We start from the raw sequence: 14,466 nt of genomic DNA, 5'->3' as shown, positions 1-14,466 counted from the left end.
GGAGATGGCATTAACAAAAGCAGACATGGCCGCCAGGCTCTTCGATGAGCTTGGTCTGAACAAACGTGAGGCCAAAGAGATGGTGGAGATGTTCTTCGAGGAGATCCGACAATCTCTTGAAAGAGGGGGACAGGTCAAACTTTCCGGATTCGGAAACTTCGATCTGCGTGAGAAAAAACAACGACCCGGGCGTAATCCCAAAACCGGAAAGGAGATCCCCATCTCCGCACGTAGAGTGGTTACTTTCAGACCCGGTCAAAAATTAAAGGCACGAGTGGAAGCCTATGCTGGATCCGAGCAGCAGTAATCTAGATCTACCCGCAATTCCGGGTAAAAGGTATTTTACCATTGGTGAGGTCAGTGACCTCTGTCAGGTGAAACCCCATGTACTGCGTTACTGGGAACAGGAGTTCCCACAACTGAAACCTGTCAAGCGGCGCGGCAACAGACGTTACTATCAACGCCATGATGTGCTTATGATCAGGCAGATTCGCAGTCTCCTGTATGAGCAGGGGTTTACCATCGGTGGTGCGCGACAGCAGCTCTCCGGTGATACAGCGAAGGAGGATCTGCAGCAGAGCCAGCAGATCGTCAAGCAGTTACGTAGTGAACTCGAAGAAGTTCTGCAAATCCTTAAAAGATAAAGCCCATCTCAGATTGACATAGGCCGATTAACTGCCTAGTATTGCCGCTCTTTCCGGGCGTAGCGCAGTCTGGTAGCGCACTACAATGGGGTTGTAGGGGTCGGGTGTTCGAATCACCCCGCCCGGACCAAATAATTAGGGTTACCTGTCTCAGGTAGCCCTTTTTTTTGCTCTTCCGCTCCCGGTTTGGGGTGAGCGATCAACATCAATCCACTATCAGGACGCCATTGTTTCTTAACTGCGAATGAACGCGAATCACCGCAAATATACACAAATTGATTTCGACGAAATTTCGCAGAGTATTGAGCAGCAACCATTCACATCCTCATACCATTAGCGATAAATTGCGGTGATTCGCGTCCATTTGCGGCTTGCATAAAAAAAGGCTGCCTTGCGGCAGCCTTATTACCTAGATTGACAAAACAACAGGTCTATTTATTGACGGTTGTAAGTCCCAGGCTGACCCAATCCTGCATACCGCCGCGATACCACTTTAGTTTATAGGTAGGGTATCCCAGCTTGATCAGGGTTTTGATATTGGTGGACGACTGCGGGCACCAGCTGCCGTTACAGAACATCACCAGGGTCTTGGCGTTGCGGAAGTCTAGACTGCCGTTGATCTCTTGAACCCCAAGTTGATTGACCAATATGTCATGTACGCCTTCCGCTTCTGCAGCGACTTCAAAGGTGCCTTGAAGATCCACGTTGATCTTATTCCAGGGGATGTTGACCGACCCGGGAATAGTACCGCGGATAATCCAGTCGGGAGTACGCGAATCGATGACCAGAACCTTACGGTCACCGTCACCGATTCTCTTCAGGTAACCGAGAACCTCCAGTTCGCCAACTGTTTCCACACCGGCGGCAACGGTCGCGGGTTGGATACAGAAAGGAGGGCAGTGACGGGAAACCTTGGCGAATGTACCCGGGATTTTCGCCCCTTTGTCGGACGCTCGTGTGATGATCACCTTTTCGCCGCTATGTGTCACTTCAACGGATTGCAGACCGGGAGTGATCTGATTGCCATCGGCCGCAAGTAGTTGGGACGAGAATGCAACGCCACTGACAAGTGCGGTAAGCATGAGTGCTTTGACAAACTTCATTATGTCTTCCTCCAGGCGTTAGCCATTATTCGTAGTGTAGGTAAGAGGGCATTTTCAGATCTTTCTGGGACATTGCCTGTTCATAACCCAAGTGTCCCTGTTTGGCGGCCTTGTTGGCAAGCTTGGCGGCTGCCACAAAATCACCTTTCTTCAACAATTCCTTTGCCTTCTTGATCATTTTACCCGTGTCACGCCATTCACCGTTAACACTGGCGGCCTGTTTTCTGGCTTCATCCGCGGCTTCAATCAATTGTTTTACTTTTTCGGCAGAGGCTTCATCCGCCATCGATGTGGTTGCAAGGCCTGAACCTAATATCCAGACCAGCAAACTTGAAAAGAGAACTGATTTTTTGTGCATCGTTTTTACTCCGATCGCGTAAATCTTTTTTTAGCAGTTAGCTGATTGCGGTTGCTATTTTCTGGCGCCAGGTCCGTTTAACGGCAGTCCGTTGCTCATGTAGGTAAGGAAGTATTCGAGATTGCGATACTCTTCACCATGGGCTTTGAAAGGCTTTGCACGGACCTGCTTGTTACAGCCAGTGAAACGACGATGCAGTGTGCCTACGGTACCCCATTTGGAACGATAGACGGGGAAGTGAGTGGTGTGCCCGAGCGCGGGGCTGAGGATCTCTGTTCGCAGAATCATGCCGGCGTTCTGCAGATGGCAGTGAGCGCAGGCGAAATTGAGCTGACCGCGACGGGTATAGTAGAACTTCTTACCTGCCTCATAGGCCGCAAGGGCGCCGGGATCATCAGTGGGAATCTCCACATTGGTGATCTGACCACGCGATTCAAATGCGATATAGGAGAGGAGATCATTGATTGGCCCCTTCTTATATTTCATGGGCTTCTCACCGTTAGCCTCGAGACAGTTGTTGAGTGCCAAAGGCAGGGTCATGACCATGCTTTTTTCCTTGTCCCAGCGCGGGTACTTGCCGCCAAGGGCAGGACCATCCGGAAAGCAGTCCTTGAAAGTCTTGCCGTTGGCAAAAGGTTTTTCCCATATGGCCTGGCCTTCATCGATGAATGGCTCATAGGGTGGAAATTCTTCGATGGCCTCCCAGTTTTCCCGGCCCACCGGATCGATAGCATAGGCGCCATTGATGTAGTCGGCAGTCTCTACATTGGGAAAACGTTTTTCATAAAATTTCTGGAAGGCCTTAAGGTCCTCCTCAGGGGTTGTTGCCTGTGCTGCAGCGATAAAGCAACAGCTTATAACCATCGCGGTTAATTGACGAAATAGTTGTTTCATGATCTTTCAATCCTCAAAGGAGTTGCTGTCTGGAGTAAAAATCGCGGAAACACTCAGAGTGTCCAGATGTACTCGACGACTTTTTCGAAATCAGCTTCGGAGAGGATTCCGTGTTTGCCGAAAGGGGGCATGGCTGATTCGGGATTCTTGATGGTTGCATCCCAAATCTGCATGCGCAGATCTTCCTTTTTCGGAAAGCGGGATTTCATTGCGACCAGTGCGGGTGCGATGTTACCCGGTGAAGGCGCGCCAATAATATTATGGCATGCGAGGCAATTCCCTTTTTTTCTGTCAAATGAAATCTTCTTTCCCTCCGCGACAGCATTGCCTCCTTCGGCGAAGATTGCAGGGGAGACCAGAAACTGACCGGCTAGGACGCTGATCGCGCCGGCCATTCCTATCCACTTTTTGGTATTACCAATCATCGTATCCTCCAGATGGGGGTGAATGTGGTTCTAACCTGTTGTTATTTAGGCGGTAATGCCTGATATCTCGTGTAAGTATGGTACAACAAGTCGCTTGATTGCCTGTGCCTCTTTAGGACGTTTTTTAGGCATTGAGCATTGTTATCTTTATAACAATGCCGTGTAAAGTCCAGAAAATGGTGAAAAAGGTTGTGGTTTACCCCGGTATCACCTGTGGAAAAACAGGTTTTTTGTATAATATGAATGCAATTACCACTCCTAACGGGCCCAATTTCATCCGATGACGCAGAGGAATGACCCTCAATCCTGGTATGTCTACATACTGCAATGCTCTGATCGATCCCTCTATACGGGCATCGCCAAGGATCTTGAGAAACGCGTGGCGCAGCACAACAGCGGCACTGGTGCTAAATATACCCGAGGACGCACCCCGGTTGAACTTGTCTTTGTGGAGGGGATGAGATGTCATGGCGATGCACTGCGCCGCGAATGCCAGATTAAGCGAATGAGTCGGGCGCAGAAAAGAAAAATAATCGAAGCGGCAACATTTTGAAAGGAGAGGTGTCGATCTGACATCAATCCTGTGGTAAGTCAGATTTGAGTTCATCTTAACTGAGAACCACAATGTCTACAGAGGTAGATGGTGCCTTGTATGAGCCTGTTGTGACGAATGGCGCTCAAGCGATGGTCCCGGCAGTCGCAACGGTAATCGAAATAGCGTAGCTTCTTTCCCCCCGCCTGTTCCGTATCGAAATTATGACAGCGTTTCGGTGAAGCGTGGAACAGCTTCATGATCTTTTTCCACTCTGTGCCATGGGGTTTGATTCGTGGCCCATGCAATGCGTGGGCGATCAGGTGTGAGACCTCGTGGGGTACAGTGGCTTCGATGAACGCCTCCCGGTATCTCGTGAGCAGTGGCAAGTTGTAACGAATGATGCTGCGGCTCTTTGCCGGAAACAGCACCATGCCGGCGGTCTTGCCAATCAGGTCAAACCGGACCTCGGGATACTCGATGCCGAGGTCGAAATGTCGGCAGCCGGTCCGCAGCAGTTCTCCGGTTTTCTTTCTCACAAGAGATTGCAGTTGATCGCTCTGCATTGAGGCGTATTCCAAATTACCCCAAAAGATACAGGAATCAGCGTATCCAACAGGGGAAAGGTTAATGACTGAAGAGGGGTGAATGCCCCTGGATTCAGAGGCAGAGCCTATCACATAAGATGTATGGCTTCTTCAGCTTGAGAGCCGCAGACGCGCCAACACGCCAGGCAATTCCCTATCAGGCTTCATTGCTGGTCTCTGTCATCAGCGCCTTTCCCAGTCTCTCTGCCAACATTGTCGGGCCGCTGGGTGTTATGGCAATTAAGACAACGCAACAGGCAAGGAGATCGAAGCGTGCCGTAGTGGAAGCTGGGAGTGGTGATCTGACATCAGAACACTAGGGCCTGATTGCATGATTGCATGATTGCATGTTGCCACTATCGCGCCTGAAAACTCGCCAATAAAAACGGCTTTAACAGGAAACGGATTTTAGGATCAAGTATCAACGACTGCTTTGAATCCATATTAATCCTATGGACGTAGACATAAGATCAGTCTCTGTTTTATTCATAAATAACTGAATACACTTCCAAGCCGGAATTACTGATTCGAGACGATTTCAACGGGAGCTTAAATGGAATACGTACTGCCTGTATTGATTGCCGTTGTGGCAACGGTATCTATCATCATCACTCCGAAAGCTGATAATGGCGGTACTTTTTTTCAGGGTCTTTCACCGGCTGGCGGGGTACCGGGCCTGTTGACCTTGACCTTTTCCCAAGTGACAACATGGATCTTCGCGCGATCCTTGATGAATGCCGCGATACTGGGTTTTTACTATGGGCTGTGGGGTACCCTTGCCTACGTCTTTTATTATCTGTCGTTTCTCACCGGCGGCCTGATTATCGACGATCTGCGCTTTCGTAAGGGTTATACCAGTATTCAGGGATTTTTATACGACCGTTTCGGGGATTGGGGGACTCGCTGCTACAACCTGGTGATCGGGATCCGTCTGAGCAGTGAGGTATTCGCCAACTTGCTGGTGATTGGCATACTCTTCGGCGCCGCCGGGAGTGGCTCCTATGCGCTGGCGGTAATCGGCCTGGCAGCCGTGACATTGCTCTATTCCATGCTGGGCGGTCTGCATGCGTCACTCAGGACCGATCTGTTCCAGATGCTGATCTTCATTTTGATTCTGGGTATTCTGATCACCCTGGTGATGGGCGGAGGACACCTCACCTTGCAGAACATTCTGTTCATACCGTTCCAGTTCGATCAACCGGGTCCGGTATTGATGCTGGTTGCCTTGCTCCAGATCTGGAGTTATCCCATGCATGATCCGGTGATGATGGACCGGGGGTTTCTTGCCGATCGCCAGACAACTCGAAGGAGTTTTCTGCATGCTGCCTGGATCAGTATCATTTGTATTCTGCTGTTTGGCAGTCTGGGTGTATTGGCGGGTGCCCAGGCAGCGAGCGGTGAAGCGATGACCGAGGTGCTGACTCGGCTGCTGGGCGACCTGCCCATGTTGCTGTTTAACGCGACCTTGGTGATTTCAGCCATGTCGACCCTCGATAGCACCCTGTCGAGTTCAGCCAAGTTGGTGGTGGTTGATATGCGGCTCCTTAGGCCCAGCTTGAACAACGGCCGCTTGGTAATGGCGCTCTTCATGCTGGCGGGATTGCTTTTGGTATTTACCGGAAACAAGGATCTGTTCAGTGCGGTGGCGGTTAGCGGCACCGCCTCCATGTATCTTGCGCCGGTGATCTTCTTTTCATTGTGGGGTGATCGTGATCGCATACCCCTGTGGAGTTATCTGGGTAGTTTTACCCTGGCGATTAGCGGGGCTGCCCTCTATTTCACCGAATCGACAGGTTACAGCCAGTGGTTGGGGGAGTGGCATAAATACACCAAGCTGCTGTTTATCTCCCTGACGGTATTGACCCTGGGCTGTCTGATGTTCTGGTTGGGCAACAGACAGGCAGATACGCTGGCCGACTATCCGGCCAATGCCACCGAGTATTGAGCATGTCGGTATCGGGTTTGCTGAATCTCGGTGAAATCTCCGAATCCGTCACCATTTTTGGCGGGCCGTACGGCAATCTGCAGGCAACCCAGGCGTTATTGGAACAGACAGATGTATCTGGCATCGCCAGTTCCAACGTCATCTGCAATGGTGACCTGGTTGCCTATTGTGCACAACCGGCGGAGACGGTTGATCTTATCAGGTCGTCAGGCGTCAGGGTGTTACGGGGGAACTGTGAAGAGTCCCTTGCCGAGGGGAGTGCGGATTGCGGTTGCGGCTTTGAGACTGGCACTGCGTGTGCGCTACTGGCGGAGGCATGGTACCCCTTTTGCTCCGAGCAGCTCTCCAGCGAGACCAAGCAGTGGATGGGAAGCCTGCCTGCACACATATGTTTCACAATGGCAGGAAGATCCTTCTATCTGGTGCATGGTGGTCTGAGCGCCAGTAATCGCTTTATCTATGCTTCCACGCCACAGGAGGAGAAACAGGGAGAGCTGGCATTATGCGATGCGGATGTGGTGATAGGGGGGCATGCGGGGATTCCGTTCGGGGAGGAGTTGGGTGGTCGATACTGGTTGAATAGCGGTGTGATCGGTATGCCGGCCAATGATGGAACACGAGATGGTTGGTATCTTGTATTGATCCCGGAATCGAAGGGTGTACAGTGTGTATGGAAACGCCTTGGCTACGATGCCGAAGCGGCATACGCATCCATGCAGGAATCGGGCAGGTCCGATGGCTATGCAAAGGCCTTGATCACAGGCCTCTGGCCGAGTATGGATAGTCTGCCGACAGAGGAGAGGAGACTGCGGGGCAGTGCCTTGTCGCTATCACCGCTGACTATCTCAAGCGGCAATTGATACTGCCTCCAGCAGGTTCATCGGGCCCTTACGTTTTACCGTTTCCAGTTCACCGTGTTCCTTTACAAACAGTGATCCCACATACCCCAGTGCATTAATCGATATGCCATGATAGTGCTCTTGCGAGCGGGGCACCAAAAGCATCCAGTCTCGTGTCAGCAGCAGGTTGTATGGGTCGGATTGATAGTCACCATCTGCATTTTTCACAATAGTGATTCCAACCTGTTTCAACATCTGACGATAACGGGACAGTGTCTGTTTGGCCGCCGCCGAGGGGTTGTCGGCGAGTTCACCCGGCAATGGGGACCAGCAATGCAGGAATGGGAGTTGCTTCAGGCTATGCAATGCCTCCCCCTGTGGGGCATTGTTATAGAGAGCGTCAAACGGGGTGCCGGATTGCCCCTGATAGAGCGGCAGCGGAACCAGCTGCAGGTGTTTATGTCGTTGGCTGGCGCCGGCTGCGGCACCCCCATTATAGAAACCGAGTGAAGGGTACTCCCTCAGGCAGATCCAAAGCGCTTCGAAGTCATCAAGGGTCAGCAATTGCTCCTGATGCTGAAAATCACGGGTCACAATCAGTAGATGGTTCTCGACAACGTTGAATTTATTCAGTACCGAGAGATGGGTCGCTGTAATATCCGCAACCGTCATCTCAGGTTCCGGTGGCAGGAAAGGATTGGAAGGGACACTTGAAGGAATGGCGGTTTGTTTTACTTTATCCCGTGCTTTGCGATTCAGGTTATGCGCAACGCGCACCATAAACTCGAGTCCACCCTGTTGCACGACATGGAAATCTGTCGGAATGGAGTGAAGCGCACCTTTGGCGATGGCTGACTCTGTGCGTGTGCGAATCTTCTTCCACAAGCTCCCGGATTCCAGTAACTGTGTCATCAGTGTTTAGCGGCCTTCGTCTGTTATGTTCCCGTTTTTAACGTATCGATACTGATCACCGGCCGGTCGCCGATGACTTCGGCGGATTTGCGTCAATTTTGCGGTGATTGGCCTTCATTTGCGGCCTGCATTAATTCCGGATTTAACACACCTGTTCCGGGGAAGCGCCAAAAAAACCGCAAGTCAATGGTTTGGCAGGTTGAGTCGTTGTAAAAGATCCGGTAGTAAGTTGGTCACAGTATCGACAATCGCCTGTGTCTGGGGATCAATTTCGATATTCACATGATCACCGATCTTGCGTGTGCCGATGTTGGTGCGTTGCAGGGTTTCCGGAATCAGATTGACATCGAATTGATCGCCTTCTACCCGACCGATTGTCAGGCTGATGCCATCGATGCCGATATAACCCTTGGTAAAGATGTAGTGACGCCATTGGGGCGGCAGTTTGAACCGTACACGGTAATTGTTTTCACTGCGCTCAATATTGACGACTTCCGCTGTGCATAGGATATGTCCGGACATGGCGTGTCCGCCGATCTCATCGCCAAAACGCGCGGCCCGTTCAAAATTGACCCGATCCCCGATATCAACCGTCCCGAGGTTGGTGACGCGCAGCGTCTCCTGCATCAGGTCGAAATCTACCAGGTCATCCTCGATGCGGGTCACTGTCAGGCAACAGCCATTGTGCGCCACCGAGGCTCCCGGCTTTAGACCCTGCAGCGCGGTCGAAGGCAGGCGTATCCGATAGGTACGGAATGCCTCTTTGCTTTTGATGTCGACAACCTCTGCGGTCCCTTGAACAATACCTGTAAACATAAATTTAGTTACTTGTAAATTCAATCGGTCCGCGCAACACACTGCTGTAATGTATCTGCTGGTGTTTGAAAATCCAATACCTTTCTCGGTCGTTGATTTAGCTTCTTGGCTACTTGGCTAAGCTCCCTTTGTGTATAAACTGATAGATCCGTCTTTTTAGGGAAATATTGACGCAACAATCGATTGGTATTTTCGTTAGTCCCGCGCTGCCAAGGACTACTTGGATCACAAAAGTACACCTTTGCATCAGTCGCTACGGTAAAGTCCTTGTGATTGGCCATCTCGGACCCACGATCCCAAGTGACTGATTGACGTAGCTCAACTGGTAGTCTTTTAATGTGTCTGCTGATTGCGGAAACAACAGTATTTGTATCTTTTCCAGTCACCTTGATTAGCATAGCAAAGCGAGATTTTCGCTCAACCAAGGTCGCTATGTGCGTATTTGCACTACCTGCAATCAAATCACCTTCCCAATGCCCTGGAATCGCACGATCTTCTATTTCAGGTGGGCGTTCACTAATTGAAACGGCATCAACAATCTTCCCCCTGGGAATACCTCTAAGATTATTGTAACGGGACTGACGGAAAATTCGCTGAGTTCTCAGATGCTTCTGTAGTTCCTTCTTTAGTACACCTCGTGCCTGGATATAGATGCTACGGTAAATTGTTTCGTGTGAAACGTACATATTTTCATCATCTGAAAATGTCTTCTTAAGCCATCCACTAATTTGCTCTGGTGACCAGTCCAAAGCAAGTTTTTCGGTAACCGTTCTTCGAAGACGACCATTTAATGCCAGTAAGCATAATTTAGGGCGTCTAGCCCTGTCCCAAGCTTTCTCGTCGGCCTGGATCGCTCGGTATCTCTGAGCACCTCCATTTCTAGCAATTTCTCGACTAATAGTCGATGGCGAGCGCCTTAAGTCCGTAGCGATGGCACGCATTGACTTCCCGGCACTTAGCCCTCTCGATATCTCTTCACGCTCAGATAGTGTCAATGAATTCTCTGCTCGACAACGTTTAGCTGGTGAAATACCGCCATGAAGTCTTAATATCCCAAAAATCGAACCAGGCTGGCTATTTACCGCTCTCGCAATGTCGCTGAGAGACTCACCTGATCTCCATCTTCTCCATACTTCTTGTTTTAGGTCATGGGATAACCCTGGTCGCCCTCGTTGTGCCATTATTCACTCCAAATTCATCATTGAAACATGAAGTGTTGCATTGACCAATTGAATCTACCCTACCCACGATTAAGAAAATATTATCTAACGGCATGAAGAGGGCGTGTCGCCCGCTAAGAATACCGGTGTACCCAGGATAAGCTATAAGTATACCAACCCTCTATCCCGGATTGTGCAGGTCAAAGCGGCTTAGGGCGAAGTAGAATCTAAACTACCATATCGCCAGACAGATGTGATTGCATCAGACTGCCTGAGACGATCATTGCGGCAAGTGGTGTTTCATGTCTTTGGTTTGGCTTAGAATAAAGTCGATAAATGCCTGGTTCGCCCTTGACAGATACCCCCCTTTTTTCCACGCCAACGAGAGATCGAGAAATACCGGTTCGTCGAATGGAACCGCCACCAGATCGTTCTGTGTATCCTGCTCGACCACCATGCGTAAAAAGGTGGTAATGCCAAAGCCTTGGCGCACGATCGCCTTGGTGAGGGGAATCAGATTGGTTTCAAAGGCTATTTTCGGTGGCAGACTACGTTTCCGGCTGTAGCGATCGATAAACTCGCGCAGGAAATAGCCTGTCTTGAAGACCACCAGTTCATGGCTGAAGAACTCCTCCATGCATATACTGTTGCGTGTCGCGAGCGGATGTTCTCTGGGTACGCAGACAACCATCTCTTCACGGGTCAGCAGGCGGGTTTCCAGATCCTCCGGGGGTGGATCCGCAACCACCACGCCAAGGTCGAGTTCGCCTGTCCTGATCATATCCTGAAGACGGCGGGTGCCCTGTTCGTAGACAGAGAGACTCAACGCCGGATAGCGATGCTTGAACCCCATGAGTATCGGGGGGAAATAGTAGGAACCCAGCATGCTGGGGATCCCGATGCGCATCTCTCCCTTTGCCAGCCCCCTGAGTTCGCGCATCTCCAGTTCAGCGGTCTCTGTCATTTCGATGATGCGGACGGCATGGCCCAGCAACACCTCACCCTCTACCGTCGGGGTGATCCGGCGATCGCTACGATGCAGCAGGGTAAGATTCAGCTCTGCCTCGAGTTTGCGCATAGCGATGCTGATGGCGGGCTGAGCGATGTGCAGTCGACGGGCTGCTGCGCTAAATCCGCCATACTGGCATACGGCCTTGAAATAGGTCAGTTGCTTAATGTCCATATGCAAATCGAATGAAAACTATATAAATTATATATTTTTATTATAGTTAAATCGGGGTTAGGCTCAATATACTCCAGTCATAACCGTTTCAAGCGAACATGATTCAATCCAATTCACCGAAATTCTGGTATGCCACACTGGCACTCTGTATCGGTTCGGTGATGGTTTTCAGCAATCTCTATATCACTCAGCCGTTATTGCCGGTTTTAAGTGATGCCTTCGACATAAACTCCCTCGAGGCGTCCCTGAGCCTCTCTGTGGCGACCCTGTCGATGGGGGTCTGCCTGCTCTTCTTCGGACCTCTTTCCGATGCCATAGGCCGCAGAGTGGTCATTCTTGCCACTCTGCTGTTGCTGTGTCTGGTGACGTTCGCAACCGCATTCGCCGCCGATTACACCAGTTTGTTGATATTGCGATGCATTCAGGGGGCTTTGATTGCCGGGTTACCTGCCGCCGCGCTTGCCTATATGGGTGAGGAGTTTGAATCAAAGGCCTTGTTGCTGGCCGTCGGAATCTATATCGGTGCAAACACCCTGGGAGGCGTTGCAGGCCGACTGATCAGTGGCCTGGTTGCGGCGGAGTGGGGGTGGCGGAGCAGTTTTCTCTTCCTCGGCGCCTTCGATCTGATTTGTCTGCTTGTGGTGTTTCGCATGATGCCGGCATCGCAGCGTTTTGTAGCGAGGCCGTTTCGCTTCCACCAGGTTATAAGCGACCTCATGCTGCATCTGCGCAATCCGATGATTCTTGCCGCCTGCTTCATCGGAGGGTTGAATTTCTTTATCTTTGTCAACCAATACAGCTATATCACGTTTGTTCTGGCGGATGAGCCCTATGGTCTATCCTCTGACTGGCTGGGCCTGTTTTTCCTGACCTATCTTACAGGCACCTTGGCGGCTTCAATATCCGGCCGCCTGGTGAAAAACCGATCTCAAACCGGAGCAATGGGCGTGGGTATCGTGATTTTTGTGGCCGGTACATTATTGACCCTGATACCCAATCTGATTGTCATCATCGCCGGTTTTTTTATCAATGCCCTTGGCTTTTTCTTTACCCACTCCCTGGCGGCCGGCTGGGTTACCGGCCATGCTCAATGGGCACGTGCCAGCGCAACCTCACTCTATTTAATGTTCTATTATGCCGGAGCCACCCTGGGGGGATTTTATCTGGAACCGTTTTGGCGCTGGGCTGAGTGGGAGGGGGTGGTGATCGGGTCGTTGTTTGTACTGAGTATCACCTTCAGCATCACCCTCTGGTTGGGCAGACGCAAGCCGCTGTTTGACGGCTATTCTTCCGTCGTCGAGACCATGCCGGACTGAATACTGAATGCAGAAGTTTGGCGTAATCTAAACGTGTCTTTAAGTGATTAATGTAACAATTAGAAATTATTGAAAATATCCGTTGTACCTAAGATTTCTCTTGAGCCTCTGAAGGACTAAAAACCCTGTGCATCGACTCATGACGTGAGCCTTTGGCTGTGTGATAATTTCATCCGATCATGACAGATCGCCGGACTCGGATGTCCGGCGCATCGCTTAATTTCAACAGATGAGGATTGACCGAATGGATGAAAACCGTGCAAAAGCGCTGAGTGCCGCTCTGGGGCAGATTGAAAAACAGTTCGGCAAGGGATCTGTGATGCGGATGGGTGACACCAGTGCAGTCCGTAACATCGATGCGATCTCGACCGGTTCCCTGAGCCTGGATATTGCGCTGGGTATCGGTGGGCTGCCCAAAGGTCGTGTTGTGGAGATCTACGGACCGGAATCGTCAGGCAAGACCACATTGACCCTGCAGGTGGTGGCCGAAGCGCAGAAGATGGGGGGTACCGCCGCTTTCATAGATGCGGAGCATGCACTCGATCCGCAGTACGCTGAGAAATTGGGCGTCAATGTGGATGAGTTGCTGGTGTCACAGCCGGATACCGGTGAGCAGGCCCTGGAGATCACCGATATGCTGGTGCGCTCCGGTGCGGTGGATCTGGTTGTCATCGATTCCGTGGCTGCCCTGACCCCCAAGGCGGAGATCGAAGGCGATATGGGGGATTCCCATGTCGGTTTGCAGGCCCGGTTGATGTCCCAGGCGCTGCGGAAACTGACCGCCAATATCAAACGCACCAATTGCCTGGTGATCTTCATCAATCAGATTCGCATGAAGATTGGTGTGATGTTCGGCAATCCGGAAACGACCACCGGCGGTAATGCGCTGAAATTCTACTCCTCAGTACGTCTCGATATCCGCCGCACAGGCGCGATCAAGAAAGGCGATGAAGTGGTGGGCAATGATACCCGGGTCAAGGTGGTGAAAAACAAGGTCGCGCCTCCCTTCAAACAGGTACAGTTTGAGATCATCTATGGTGAGGGGATCTCCCATGAGGGTGAGATCATCGAACTGGGTGTTCAACGGGGCATCATCGATAAATCCGGTGCCTGGTATAGCTATAATGGCGACCGTATCGGCCAGGGCAAGGAGAATGTGCGTAACTTTCTTAAAGAGAATCCCGACATCTCAGAGGCGATCGAATCCCGTATCCGGGAGGAGTTGCTGCCATCGCAAGACAGTGAAGAAGAACTTGCCGAGGCCGAAGTCTGAACGAGGCGGGCTATACGGAGATAGAGGCGGCGGCGATCCGCTTGCTGACTCAGCGTGAACACTCGTTGCAGGAGTTGCGGTTCAAACTGCAATCCCGTGATTTCGAGGAGCACAAAATCGATACAATCCTGCAGCGTTTGAGCGAGTCCGGTCTGCAGAGTGATGACCGTTATACCGAAAGCTATATCGCCAGCAGGACAGAGAGAGGCAGCGGACCTGTGCGCATCAGGGCTGAATTGCGTGAGCGTGGTATCGATGAGGCGCTGATTGAAACCTATCTCGAGGGATATGCCGAGCTATGGCCATCCTTGTTGCAACGGGTACACGATGCCAAGTTCGGCACCGAACCCTGCACGGATCGAAAGACGCTGGTCAGAAAGGCGAGATTTCTTCAACATCGGGGCTTCCCTGGCGAGCTGATCCGTCAATTCCTTTTCGATTGATTACCGGCTTGCCCCAGCTGAGGGGGTATCCAATAC

General features: G+C 51.3%; 18 protein-coding genes and 1 tRNA gene. 10 read left to right on the top strand and 9 right to left on the bottom strand.

Annotation, left to right across the window (positions count from 1 at the left end; genetic code table 11):
- Positions 1–4 precede the first annotated feature (4 nt).
- The 3 genes from ihfA to AB8516_RS05305 all read left to right on the top strand — a co-directional run bounded on the left by ihfA (position 5) and on the right by AB8516_RS05305 (position 774).
- A complete protein-coding gene (gene ihfA / locus AB8516_RS05315; RefSeq protein ID WP_069126189.1) occupies positions 5–307 on the top strand; it encodes an integration host factor subunit alpha in 303 nt (100 codons plus the stop codon).
- Positions 285–644 carry a MerR family transcriptional regulator gene (locus AB8516_RS05310; RefSeq protein ID WP_069126187.1) on the top strand — a complete coding sequence of 120 codons (360 nt, stop codon included), beginning with the start codon at positions 285–287 and terminating at the stop codon, positions 642–644. Before ihfA ends, AB8516_RS05310 begins: the two co-directional genes overlap by 23 nt.
- A 53-nt stretch (positions 645–697) precedes the next feature.
- Positions 698–774: transfer RNA gene (locus AB8516_RS05305), tRNA-Pro, on the top strand.
- Between the two features lie 301 nt (positions 775–1,075).
- Here AB8516_RS05305 and AB8516_RS05300 read toward each other — a convergent pair.
- Genes AB8516_RS05300 through soxX form a run of 4 tightly spaced genes read right to left on the bottom strand, consistent with a single transcriptional unit; the run spans position 1,076 to position 3,424 of the window.
- Entirely contained in the window at positions 1,076–1,747 is a 672-nt protein-coding gene (locus AB8516_RS05300) for a rhodanese-like domain-containing protein (RefSeq protein WP_369158762.1), read from the bottom strand.
- Between the two features lie 25 nt (positions 1,748–1,772).
- On the bottom strand, positions 1,773–2,105 hold the full coding sequence (locus AB8516_RS05295) for a SoxXA-binding protein (RefSeq protein WP_069126184.1): 333 nt from the start codon (positions 2,103–2,105) through the stop codon (positions 1,773–1,775).
- A 54-nt stretch (positions 2,106–2,159) separates the two neighbouring features.
- Positions 2,160–2,999: a sulfur oxidation c-type cytochrome SoxA gene (gene soxA, locus AB8516_RS05290; RefSeq protein WP_369158760.1), complete on the bottom strand. Its 840-nt coding sequence runs from the start codon at positions 2,997–2,999 to the stop codon at positions 2,160–2,162.
- Positions 3,000–3,052: 53 nt separating this feature from the next.
- Positions 3,053–3,424 (bottom strand): sulfur oxidation c-type cytochrome SoxX, encoded by a 372-nt coding sequence (gene soxX, locus AB8516_RS05285; protein WP_069126175.1) that lies wholly within the window; start codon positions 3,422–3,424, stop codon positions 3,053–3,055.
- Positions 3,425–3,704: 280 nt separating this feature from the next.
- Here soxX and AB8516_RS05280 point away from each other — a divergent pair, with 280 nt between their 5' ends.
- On the top strand, positions 3,705–3,977 hold the full coding sequence (locus AB8516_RS05280) for a GIY-YIG nuclease family protein (protein WP_369158758.1): 273 nt from the start codon (positions 3,705–3,707) through the stop codon (positions 3,975–3,977).
- Between the two features lie 50 nt (positions 3,978–4,027).
- Here AB8516_RS05280 and AB8516_RS05275 read toward each other — a convergent pair whose 3' ends face one another.
- Entirely contained in the window at positions 4,028–4,522 is a 495-nt protein-coding gene (locus AB8516_RS05275; RefSeq protein WP_369158756.1) for a SprT-like domain-containing protein, read from the bottom strand.
- 119 nt (positions 4,523–4,641) lie between these two features.
- Here AB8516_RS05275 and AB8516_RS05270 point away from each other — a divergent pair, with 119 nt between their 5' ends.
- The 3 genes from AB8516_RS05270 (at position 4,642) to AB8516_RS05260 (ending at position 7,348) form a co-directional block, all read left to right on the top strand.
- Positions 4,642–4,863: a hypothetical protein gene (locus AB8516_RS05270; protein WP_369158754.1), complete on the top strand. Its 222-nt coding sequence runs from the start codon at positions 4,642–4,644 to the stop codon at positions 4,861–4,863.
- Between the two features lie 233 nt (positions 4,864–5,096).
- The gene (locus AB8516_RS05265) at positions 5,097–6,488 is read left to right on the top strand and encodes a sodium:proline symporter (RefSeq protein ID WP_369158752.1); all 1,392 of its coding nucleotides are present in this window, start codon (positions 5,097–5,099) and stop codon (positions 6,486–6,488) included.
- 2 nt (positions 6,489–6,490) lie between these two features.
- Positions 6,491–7,348: a metallophosphoesterase gene (locus AB8516_RS05260; protein WP_369158750.1), complete on the top strand. Its 858-nt coding sequence runs from the start codon at positions 6,491–6,493 to the stop codon at positions 7,346–7,348.
- Here AB8516_RS05260 and AB8516_RS05255 read toward each other — a convergent pair.
- The 4 genes from AB8516_RS05255 to AB8516_RS05240 form a co-directional block, all read right to left on the bottom strand.
- On the bottom strand, positions 7,334–8,239 hold the full coding sequence (locus AB8516_RS05255) for a hypothetical protein (protein ID WP_369158748.1): 906 nt from the start codon (positions 8,237–8,239) through the stop codon (positions 7,334–7,336). The two genes, AB8516_RS05260 and AB8516_RS05255, sit on opposite strands and share 15 nt — an antisense overlap.
- Before the next feature lie 183 nt (positions 8,240–8,422).
- On the bottom strand, positions 8,423–9,055 hold the full coding sequence (locus tag AB8516_RS05250) for a riboflavin synthase subunit alpha (protein ID WP_369158746.1): 633 nt from the start codon (positions 9,053–9,055) through the stop codon (positions 8,423–8,425).
- A 20-nt stretch (positions 9,056–9,075) separates the two neighbouring features.
- Positions 9,076–10,236 carry an IS30 family transposase gene (locus AB8516_RS05245; protein ID WP_369158744.1) on the bottom strand — a complete coding sequence of 387 codons (1,161 nt, stop codon included), beginning with the start codon at positions 10,234–10,236 and terminating at the stop codon, positions 9,076–9,078.
- A 259-nt stretch (positions 10,237–10,495) separates the two neighbouring features.
- Positions 10,496–11,398, bottom strand: coding sequence for a LysR family transcriptional regulator (locus AB8516_RS05240; RefSeq protein WP_369158742.1), 903 nt, complete (start codon positions 11,396–11,398; stop codon positions 10,496–10,498).
- A gap of 98 nt (positions 11,399–11,496) precedes the next feature.
- Between AB8516_RS05240 and AB8516_RS05235 the strand changes: the two genes are divergently transcribed.
- The 3 genes from AB8516_RS05235 (at position 11,497) to AB8516_RS05225 (ending at position 14,430) form a co-directional block, all read left to right on the top strand.
- A complete protein-coding gene (locus AB8516_RS05235) occupies positions 11,497–12,714 on the top strand; it encodes an MFS transporter (protein WP_369158740.1) in 1,218 nt (405 codons plus the stop codon).
- A gap of 244 nt (positions 12,715–12,958) precedes the next feature.
- Positions 12,959–13,987 (top strand): recombinase RecA, encoded by a 1,029-nt coding sequence (gene recA / locus AB8516_RS05230; RefSeq protein WP_369158738.1) that lies wholly within the window; start codon positions 12,959–12,961, stop codon positions 13,985–13,987.
- 41 nt (positions 13,988–14,028) lie between these two features.
- On the top strand, positions 14,029–14,430 hold the full coding sequence (locus AB8516_RS05225; protein ID WP_369158736.1) for a regulatory protein RecX: 402 nt from the start codon (positions 14,029–14,031) through the stop codon (positions 14,428–14,430).
- The last annotated feature ends 36 nt before the right edge of the window (positions 14,431–14,466 follow it).

The organism is Candidatus Thiodiazotropha sp. LNASS1, from assembly GCF_964212655.1.
Taxonomy (GTDB): Bacteria; Pseudomonadota; Gammaproteobacteria; order Chromatiales; family Chromatiaceae; genus Thiodiazotropha.
The sequence above is the reverse complement of the archived record's forward strand: the minus strand, read 5'-3'. Positions and strand labels throughout refer to the sequence as shown.

What these genes read in the sequence shown, in the direction of transcription:
- soxX (WP_069126175.1), bottom strand. Translation starts at nt 3,424, where the DNA reads ATGATTGGTAATACCAAAAAGTGGATAGGAATGGCCGGCGCGATCAGC.
- AB8516_RS05300 (WP_369158762.1), bottom strand. Translation starts at nt 1,747, where the DNA reads ATGAAGTTTGTCAAAGCACTCATGCTTACCGCACTTGTCAGTGGCGTT.
- AB8516_RS05255 (WP_369158748.1), bottom strand. Translation starts at nt 8,239, where the DNA reads ATGACACAGTTACTGGAATCCGGGAGCTTGTGGAAGAAGATTCGCACA.
- AB8516_RS05270 (WP_369158754.1), top strand. Translation starts at nt 4,642, where the DNA reads ATGTATGGCTTCTTCAGCTTGAGAGCCGCAGACGCGCCAACACGCCAG.
- AB8516_RS05250 (WP_369158746.1), bottom strand. Translation starts at nt 9,055, where the DNA reads ATGTTTACAGGTATTGTTCAAGGGACCGCAGAGGTTGTCGACATCAAA.
- AB8516_RS05310 (WP_069126187.1), top strand. Translation starts at nt 285, where the DNA reads ATGCTGGATCCGAGCAGCAGTAATCTAGATCTACCCGCAATTCCGGGT.
- AB8516_RS05235 (WP_369158740.1), top strand. Translation starts at nt 11,497, where the DNA reads ATGATTCAATCCAATTCACCGAAATTCTGGTATGCCACACTGGCACTC.
- AB8516_RS05245 (WP_369158744.1), bottom strand. Translation starts at nt 10,236, where the DNA reads ATGGCACAACGAGGGCGACCAGGGTTATCCCATGACCTAAAACAAGAA.
- AB8516_RS05275 (WP_369158756.1), bottom strand. Translation starts at nt 4,522, where the DNA reads ATGCAGAGCGATCAACTGCAATCTCTTGTGAGAAAGAAAACCGGAGAA.
- soxA (WP_369158760.1), bottom strand. Translation starts at nt 2,999, where the DNA reads ATGAAACAACTATTTCGTCAATTAACCGCGATGGTTATAAGCTGTTGC.
- AB8516_RS05240 (WP_369158742.1), bottom strand. Translation starts at nt 11,398, where the DNA reads ATGGACATTAAGCAACTGACCTATTTCAAGGCCGTATGCCAGTATGGC.
- AB8516_RS05295 (WP_069126184.1), bottom strand. Translation starts at nt 2,105, where the DNA reads ATGCACAAAAAATCAGTTCTCTTTTCAAGTTTGCTGGTCTGGATATTA.
- recA (WP_369158738.1), top strand. Translation starts at nt 12,959, where the DNA reads ATGGATGAAAACCGTGCAAAAGCGCTGAGTGCCGCTCTGGGGCAGATT.
- AB8516_RS05280 (WP_369158758.1), top strand. Translation starts at nt 3,705, where the DNA reads ATGACGCAGAGGAATGACCCTCAATCCTGGTATGTCTACATACTGCAA.
- AB8516_RS05265 (WP_369158752.1), top strand. Translation starts at nt 5,097, where the DNA reads ATGGAATACGTACTGCCTGTATTGATTGCCGTTGTGGCAACGGTATCT.
- AB8516_RS05260 (WP_369158750.1), top strand. Translation starts at nt 6,491, where the DNA reads ATGTCGGTATCGGGTTTGCTGAATCTCGGTGAAATCTCCGAATCCGTC.
- ihfA (WP_069126189.1), top strand. Translation starts at nt 5, where the DNA reads ATGGCATTAACAAAAGCAGACATGGCCGCCAGGCTCTTCGATGAGCTT.